This window comes from Corallococcus sicarius (assembly GCF_003611735.1).
Classification (GTDB): domain Bacteria; phylum Myxococcota; class Myxococcia; order Myxococcales; family Myxococcaceae; genus Corallococcus; species Corallococcus sicarius.
Genome location: NZ_RAWG01000398.1, coordinates 1 through 7232, shown reverse-complemented (window position 1 = coordinate 7232; position 7232 = coordinate 1). Strand labels below are relative to the sequence as shown.

Here is a 7232-nt window from a genome sequence, read left to right as displayed (position 1 = left end):
GGTCAAGGCAGCCCCCGCCAAGCCCACGAAGCGCCGCTAGGGCAACAGCCGGAAGCCGTCTCCGGACACGCACTGCAAGGGGAATATGGCCTCGCCGGGGGGATTGCATTATCCCTCGACTCCCCTATGCGCACCTTCCGTCGCGGCCTGACCGCGCTCGCCCTCGTCGCTGGCCTCTCCGGCTGCCCCCGACCGTCCTCCGTCGTCGCGCCCCACGTGCTCGAGTCCGCCGCAGAACGCGCCGGACAGGGTGACGTCGAAGCGCGCACGCTCGCGTTCGCGGGCTTCCACGCGTACCTCGTCGCGGGCGACGTGAACCTCGCCCAGCAGCGCTTCGACGCCGCCGTGCAGAAGGACCCGGGCGACCCCTACGCCCTGGAGGGACAGGCGCTGCTGGCCCGGCGCAAGGGCCAGTCCGACCGCGCGCTCGCGGCCTCACTGGAACTGGTGAAGCGCGCTCCCCGCCACCCGCTGGCCGCCATCGCCGCCCGCTACGTGCTGGACCGCGTGGGCACCTCGCGCGCGGAGGACGACGCGCTGCTCAAGGGCGTGGACGCCGGGCTCGCCGCGGGCGCCCAGGGTGAGACGGCCTACCTGCTGCGCGCCGCGAGGCTCGCGGTGGCCAGCCTCCGCGCGGACACCGCTGTCCAGGCCCAGGCGCTCAAGGACCTGGGCGGCGCCGGCGAGGCCACGCTCGTGGGCCCCTTCTCGCCCTTCCACGTGCTGGCCATCGACGAGCCCATCGCTCCGGAGAAGGACGGCTCGTTCGCGGGCCCCTTCACGGGCGCGTACGGACCGCTGACGGCGCGCACGCTGCGCTCGCCGGATGGGCGCCTGGACCTGGGCGGCGAGCCCGGCCACGGGGACATGTACGCGCTGGGCATCGACGCGGAGGTGGCCGAAGCGGGCGTGTACGTGCTGCGCACGGTGAGCCAGACGTCGCACCGCGTGCTGATGGACGGCGCGCCGGTGCTGGACCGCCGCGACTGGGCGCGCACGGCGTCCACCGTGTCCGCCCGGGCGCTGGAGCTGCCCGCGGGCAAGCACCGCTTCGTGGTGAAGCTGTCCCGGGACAACTCCATGGGCGGCCTCACCTTCGCGCTGCTCAAGGCGGACGGGAGCGCGTCGCAGGTGCGCCTCACCGCCGCCAGGGGCCCCGCGCCGGTGTGGAACGCCACGCTGGACGAGGCGGAGGCCCCTGCCGTGTACCCGGGCGCGGAGGACCTGGCCCAGGTGCTCCAGTCCGAGGCGGGCGAGACGCTGGGCGCGTTCCTCGCGGTGCGCGACGGGCTGTCGCGCGACCCGGATGGCACGCGGCGGCTGATGGCGAAGCTGGAGGCCACGACGCCCGCGGTGCTGACGCTGCGCGCGGAGCAGGCCGCGCAGGACCGCACCATCCCGTCCAAGGTGGCGCGCGGCCGGGCCACGCGCGACCTGGAAGCGGCGCTGGCGAAGGACCCGGGCAACGTGGCCGCGCTGCTCCTGCGCGCGGACCTCTTCCTGGACGACGGCCAGCCGGCCACCGCGCTGGACACGCTGAAGACGGCGCGCGACGCGGTGAAGCCCGCGGGCTTCCCGGTGCACCTGCTGCTGGCCCGCGCGGCGCTCGCGCTGGACGTGGACGCGCTGGCGGAGACGTCGCTCGCCTCCGCGCTGGAGGCCCAGCCCGGCCTGTGCGAGGCGCTGGGGCTGCAGTACTCGCTGGCGCGGCGCCGGGACGCGATGGCGCGCAGCGACGAGTTGGTGAAGGCCCAGGAGGGCTGCCCCGGCGCGGACGCGCGCAAGGTGGACCACCTGCGCACGCGGGGGGACATGGAGGGCGCGGCGAAGGGCTCCGCGCAGCTGCTCGCCCAGGACCCCAACAACCTGAACACCGCCGCGGCGCTGGCCAACGCCTACGTCAGCCTGCGCCGCTACGACGACGCGGCGAAGGTGCTCCAGTCGCTCGCGACCGTGTGGCCGCGCAACACGGAGCTGCTCAAGCGGCTGGCGGACGTGCGCGAGTACGCGGGCCAGGGCGCGGAGGCGCTGAAGCTGCGCGAGCAGGCGCTGAAGCTGGACGGCAGCGACCTGCCCCTGCGCCGCGCGGTGGAGCGCGCGAAGACGGGCAAGGAGCTGCTGGCGGCGTACGCCATCGACGGGAAGGAGGCGCTGAAGGCCTATGAGGCGGCGCCCATCACCGGCGGCAGCGCGGCGGCGTACGTGCTGGACGCGGCCGCGGTGCAGGCGTTCCCGGACGGGTCGCTCGTCAACCGCATCCACACCATCCAGAAGGCGCTGGAGCAGTCGGGCGTGCAGGACATCGCGGAGGTGAACATCCCCCGCGGCGCGCAGGTGCTGGCGCTGCGCACGCTCAAGGCCGACGGCCGCGTGCTGGAGCCGGAGAACATCGAGGGCAAGGACACGGTGAGCCTCCCCGGCGTGCAGGTGGGGGACTCCGTGGAGGTGGAGTACCTGCTGGCGGAAGGCGAGCGCGGCCCCGCGCAGCCGGGCTTCACCGCGTCCGCCTTCTACTTCCAGATCGCCAACCAGCCGAACGCGTGGAGCACGTACACCGTCGTCGCGCCCAAGGGCAGCGGCATGAAGGTGGACGCGCACGGCATGAAGGCGCCGCCCCCGGAGGTGAAGGGCGACGTGGAGGTGTTCCACTACGACGCGCGCCGGGTGCCGCCGTTCATCCCGGAGCCGGACGCGCCGCCCACGGGCAACGAGTACCTGCCCTTCGTGATGGTGGGCGCGGGCGAGACGGGCAACGACGGCCTGGCGCGCGTGTACGGTGACGCGTTCCAGGACCGGTGGATGCGCACCGCGGAGGTGGAGGCGTTCGCGCAGAAGGCCACCGAGGGCAAGAAGGGCCTGGACGCCGTGAAGGCGCTGCACGCCGCGGTGATGGAGCGCTTCTCTGGACGGGACGCGAGCCTCGCGCAGTCCGCGGCCTCCACCGTGGCGCAGGACCGGGGCAGCCGGCTGTCCGTGATGAAGGCGGGCCTGGAGGCCCTGGGCATCCCGTCACGCGTGGCGGCGGTGCGCACCTTCAACACCGACCCCGCGCCCTACCTCTTCCCGGCGGACGCGCTGCTGCCCTACGCGGCGCTGCGCGTGGAGGTGCCGGATGAAGCCCCGGTGTGGGTGGACACGTCCGTGCGCTTCGGCCCCTTCGGCGAGCTGCCCGAGGCGGCCATGGGCGAGCGCGAGGCGTACCTGCTGCCGGAGCCCGGCAAGCCGCTGGAGAAGGTGAAGACGCCCGCGCTCAAGCCGCGCGCGGGCAAGGTCGTGAAGCTCACGCTGGAGATTGGCGCCGACGGAAAGCTCAGCGGCCAGGGCGAGGAGGCCTACTCCGGCTTCGACGCCGCGCAGATCGCCGAAGCCTTCGAGCAGCTCTCCGCGGAGAGCCGCAACCAGACGCTCCAGGGCGCGGTGGCGCGCTACTTCGGCGGCGCGGAGCTGTCGGACGTGAAGCTGGAGCACGTGGAGAAGGTGGGCGCCCCGTTCGTGCTGCGCTACGCCTTCACCGTGCCCCGCTTCGGGCGCATGGAGGGTGACAACCGCATGGCCCTGGGCCCCCTCACCTTCCCCGCGCTCCTGGGCCGGCGCTACGTGCAGGTCAGCTCCCGCTCCACGCCGCTCTATATCGACGACACGGAGGCCAGCCGCACCAGCGTCACCCTCACCCTGCCCAAGGGCTGGAAGCTCAATGACCCGCAGGCGGGCCTGAAGGTGGACAGCGAGTTCGGCCACTTCACCCGCGCGGAGAAGCAGGACGGCCGCGAGCTGACCATCACCGAGTCCATGCTCCTGCCCCGCGCCCGCGTCACCCCCGCCCAGTACGAGAAGTTCGCCGCCTTCGCCGGTGACGTGGACCTGCTCCAGGTGCGCGAGCTGTTCCTCGTGAAGCAGTAGCGACGGCCTCCCGAACTTCCAGGAATACGCTTATTCCTGGTTGATGACGTCCTGTGTTAACGGGCTCCTGTCCGGGGTGTTTCCTCCGGCCAGGAGCCTTTTCACATGAGACCTCAGGATTGGATTTCGCTCGGGGCGTGCGCGCTGCTGGGACTCGCCGCGGGCTGTGCAGACGGCGGCGCGGTGGAGCCGGAGCTGGAGACGCAGCGCGCGAGCGTGGCGGTGAAGGTGCCCAAGTCGGTGGGCAAGAAGGTGTACGTCCACCTGATGCCGTGGTTCGAGACGCGGGCCACGTCGGGCAATGGCGCGTGGGGCATCCACTGGACCATGTCCAACCAGAACCCGGACGTGGTGGACGGCACCGGGCGGCGGCAGATTGCGTCGCACTACTACCCGCTCATCGGGCCGTACGGCTCCGGGGACCGGGACGTCATCGAGTACCAGCTGCTGCTGATGAAGTACGCGGGCGTGGACGGGGTGCTCATTGACTGGCCGGGCACCATCAACGCGTTCGACTACCCGAAGAACCGCGCCAACACCGAAGCCGTCATCGCGCAGACGGCGTCAGTGGGGCTGGACTTCGCGGTGGTGTACGAGGACCACAACGCCACGCTCGCCTACAACGGCGGCTTCATCACCGACAAGCTGGGCGCCGCGCGCAACGACATGGCGTACCTGCGCGACCGGTACTTCAACCAGCCCAACTACATCCGGCAGGACAACGCGCCCCTGCTGCTCGTCTTCGGGCCGCAGACGTTCCAGTCCCCGGGGGAGTGGACAAACGTCTTCTCCCCGCTGAGCCAGAAGCCCACCTTCCTGACGCTCTGGTACGAGTCGGGCGAAGCGGGCGGCAACGCGAAGGGCGAGTTCGCGTGGATCTACCCGGACTTCACGGCGGGCCTCACGCACTTCTACAACAACCACCCGTCGCCCCTGAAGTTCGGCTCCGTGTACCCGGGCTTCCGTTCGTTCTACGCGGCGGGTGGCTGGGGCGGGCCCACGTGGGAGATTCCCCACAACGGGCTGACGGCGTTCAACCAGACGCTGGATCTGGCGAAGAACGCGGCCGGCATCAACCACTTCCAGATCAACACCTGGAACGACTACGGCGAGGGGACGATGATCGAACCCACGCGCGAGTTCGGCTACGGCTTCCTCACGTCGCTCCAGCAGAAGCTGGGTGTGCCGTATTCGCAGAGCGAGCTGGAGCTCATCAACACCCTGTACCAGCAGCGCAAGCAGTTCGCGGGCGACGGCAACAAGCAGGCGCAGCTCAACCAGGCCGCCGCCGCGCTGGCCGCGCTGGACGTCACGCAGGCGCGGAACATCCTCAACGGCGGCGGAGGCGGCGGCACGGGCGTGTCCATCACCAACGGCGGCTTCGAGTCCGGCATGGCTGGCTGGACGACGTGGACGCCCAACGGCACCTCAGGCGCGGCCTTCACGGAGACGTACAACGGCGGGCACAACAGCGCGAACCACCTGACGCACTGGAGCGGCGCGCCGTTCGAGACGTGGACGTACCAGGCCCTGTCCGGGCTCGCGCCGGGCAACTACAAGGTCCGCGCGTGGGTGCGAAAGGGCGGCACGTTCGACATGGCGCGCTTCCAGGTGAAGGGCTGCGTGTCGTGCACGTTCGCGTACAACGCGCTGGGCACGTACGGGGACTGGACCCAGGTGGAGACGCCCGCCGTGTCCGTGACGGGCGGCTTCCTGGAGTTCGGCTTCCACACGCGCGCCCTCTCCGGCAACACCGCCAACTTCATCCACATGGATGACGTGTCGGTCATCAAGCAGTAGCGCGAGACGGCGGTGCCCGGGCCTCGCGGTGGACGCGGGCCCGGGTGCTGCTTCAGGGTTGCTGGAAGATGGCGACGGTCGGCGTGCCGTCCTCGCCGATGTAGCCGCGGTACATGCCGCTGGAGTTGAAGGGCATGGCCACGTGGCCCTCGCGGTCCATGGCGATGACGCCGCCCTCGCCGCCCGCCTTCACCAGCACGTCGTGGATGACGACGTTGGCGGCCTCCGGCAGCGGCAGGTCCTGGTATTCCACGCGGGCGCAGATGTCGCGCGCCACCGTGTAGCGGATGAAGAACTCACCGTGGCCCGTGGCGGACACCGCGCAGCGCTCGTCCGCGTAGGTGCCCGCGCCGATGATGGGCGCGTCCCCCACCCGGCCGTAGCGCTTGTTCGTCATGCCGCCCGTGGACGTGCCCGCCGCGAGGTTGCCCTCCTGGTCCAGGGCCACCGCGCCCACGGTGCCGAACTTGTGGTCCCCCGTGATGGGATCCACGCCCGGCGTCAGCGGTGCGGCGGCCTGGGTTCCCGGCTTCGCGGGCGGAGTGGCCTGTGTTCCCGGAGTCGTAGGCGGAGTGGCCGGCGTCGTGGGCGGAGCGGCCGGGGTTCCCGGCTTCGTGGGCGGAGTGGCCGGCGTCCCTGGAGTGGTGGGCGGAACGGCCGGCGTTCCGGGAGTGGCGGGCGGAGCAGCCTGTGTTCCCGGCGTCGCGGGCGGCTGCTGATCAGGCGTCGCGGGCGGAGCCGCCGGTGTCGCGGGCGGAGCGGCCTTTGCCCTCTCCTGCTCCAGGGCCCGCTGGAGCCCCTGCCAGCGCTCCTCCGTGTAGAAGTACTTCGCGTCCACCAGGGGCATGCCCTGTGACTGCGCGAACGCCTCCGCGCCGTCCCCCACCATCATCACGTGGGGGGACTTCTCCATCACCAGCCGCGCCAGGTCGATGGGGTTCTGGATGTGGCGCACGCCGGCCACCGCTCCGGCCGCGCGCGTCTTGCCATCCATGATGGCCGCGTCCAATTCGTTCACGCCGTCGTGGTTGAACACCGCGCCCTTGCCGGCGTTGAAGTACGGCGAATCCTCCAGCACGTGGATGGCGGCCGTCACCGCGTCCAGGCTCTTGCCTCCCTTGGCCAGCACCGCGTGGCCTGCCTGGAGCGCCTGGGTGAGCACGGCGCGCATCGCCGCCTCGCGCTCCGGGGACAGGTTCTCGCGTGAAATCACGCCCGCGCCGCCGTGGATGACCAGGCCCCACTTCGGCTTCACCCGGGGCGGCGAATCCATGCGCAGAACGGCCTCGTCACGCTCGGCCGACTGGGTCGACGTGACACAGCCCAGCGGCGCCAGCAGCAGCGCGGTGCCCGCGAGCAGGCTCCGGTGCAGCCAAGGGAAGAACGAGGGGGACATGCCGTGCACCTCCAGAGAGCCCCTGTCCTAAAGCCATTCACCCGGGGCCTGTCCAGGACCGACGCATGGCGCGGTGCACCAACGGCCCGGGGATTGTCTCACCACGGGGCGCCGGTGGTGAGACAATCCCCGGGCC

Annotated in this window: 3 protein-coding genes; 2 read left to right on the top strand and 1 reads right to left on the bottom strand. The window is 71.5% G+C overall.

The genetic code is table 11. The annotated features are described in order from the left end of the window. Positions 1-126 precede the first annotated feature (126 nt). Together D7X12_RS36855 and D7X12_RS36850 are read left to right on the top strand one after the other, a co-directional pair. The gene (locus D7X12_RS36855; RefSeq protein ID WP_120629884.1) at positions 127-3900 is read left to right on the top strand and encodes a DUF3858 domain-containing protein; all 3774 of its coding nucleotides are present in this window, start codon (positions 127-129) and stop codon (positions 3898-3900) included. Positions 3901-4005: 105 nt separating this feature from the next. Continuing rightward, positions 4006-5700 (top strand): glycoside hydrolase family 99 protein, encoded by a 1695-nt coding sequence (locus D7X12_RS36850; protein WP_120629883.1) that lies wholly within the window; start codon positions 4006-4008, stop codon positions 5698-5700. Positions 5701-5752: 52 nt separating this feature from the next. Here D7X12_RS36850 and D7X12_RS36845 read toward each other — a convergent pair whose 3' ends face one another. Continuing rightward, a complete protein-coding gene (locus tag D7X12_RS36845) occupies positions 5753-7096 on the bottom strand; it encodes an isoaspartyl peptidase/L-asparaginase family protein (protein ID WP_120629882.1) in 1344 nt (447 codons plus the stop codon). Positions 7097-7232 lie beyond the last annotated feature (136 nt).

Excerpts from the sequence above, each read along its gene's own strand:
- D7X12_RS36855 (WP_120629884.1), top strand. The coding sequence starts at position 127 with ATGCGCACCTTCCGTCGCGGCCTGACCGCGCTCGCCCTCGTCGCTGGC.
- D7X12_RS36850 (WP_120629883.1), top strand. The coding sequence starts at position 4,006 with ATGAGACCTCAGGATTGGATTTCGCTCGGGGCGTGCGCGCTGCTGGGA.
- D7X12_RS36845 (WP_120629882.1), bottom strand. The coding sequence starts at position 7,096 with ATGTCCCCCTCGTTCTTCCCTTGGCTGCACCGGAGCCTGCTCGCGGGC.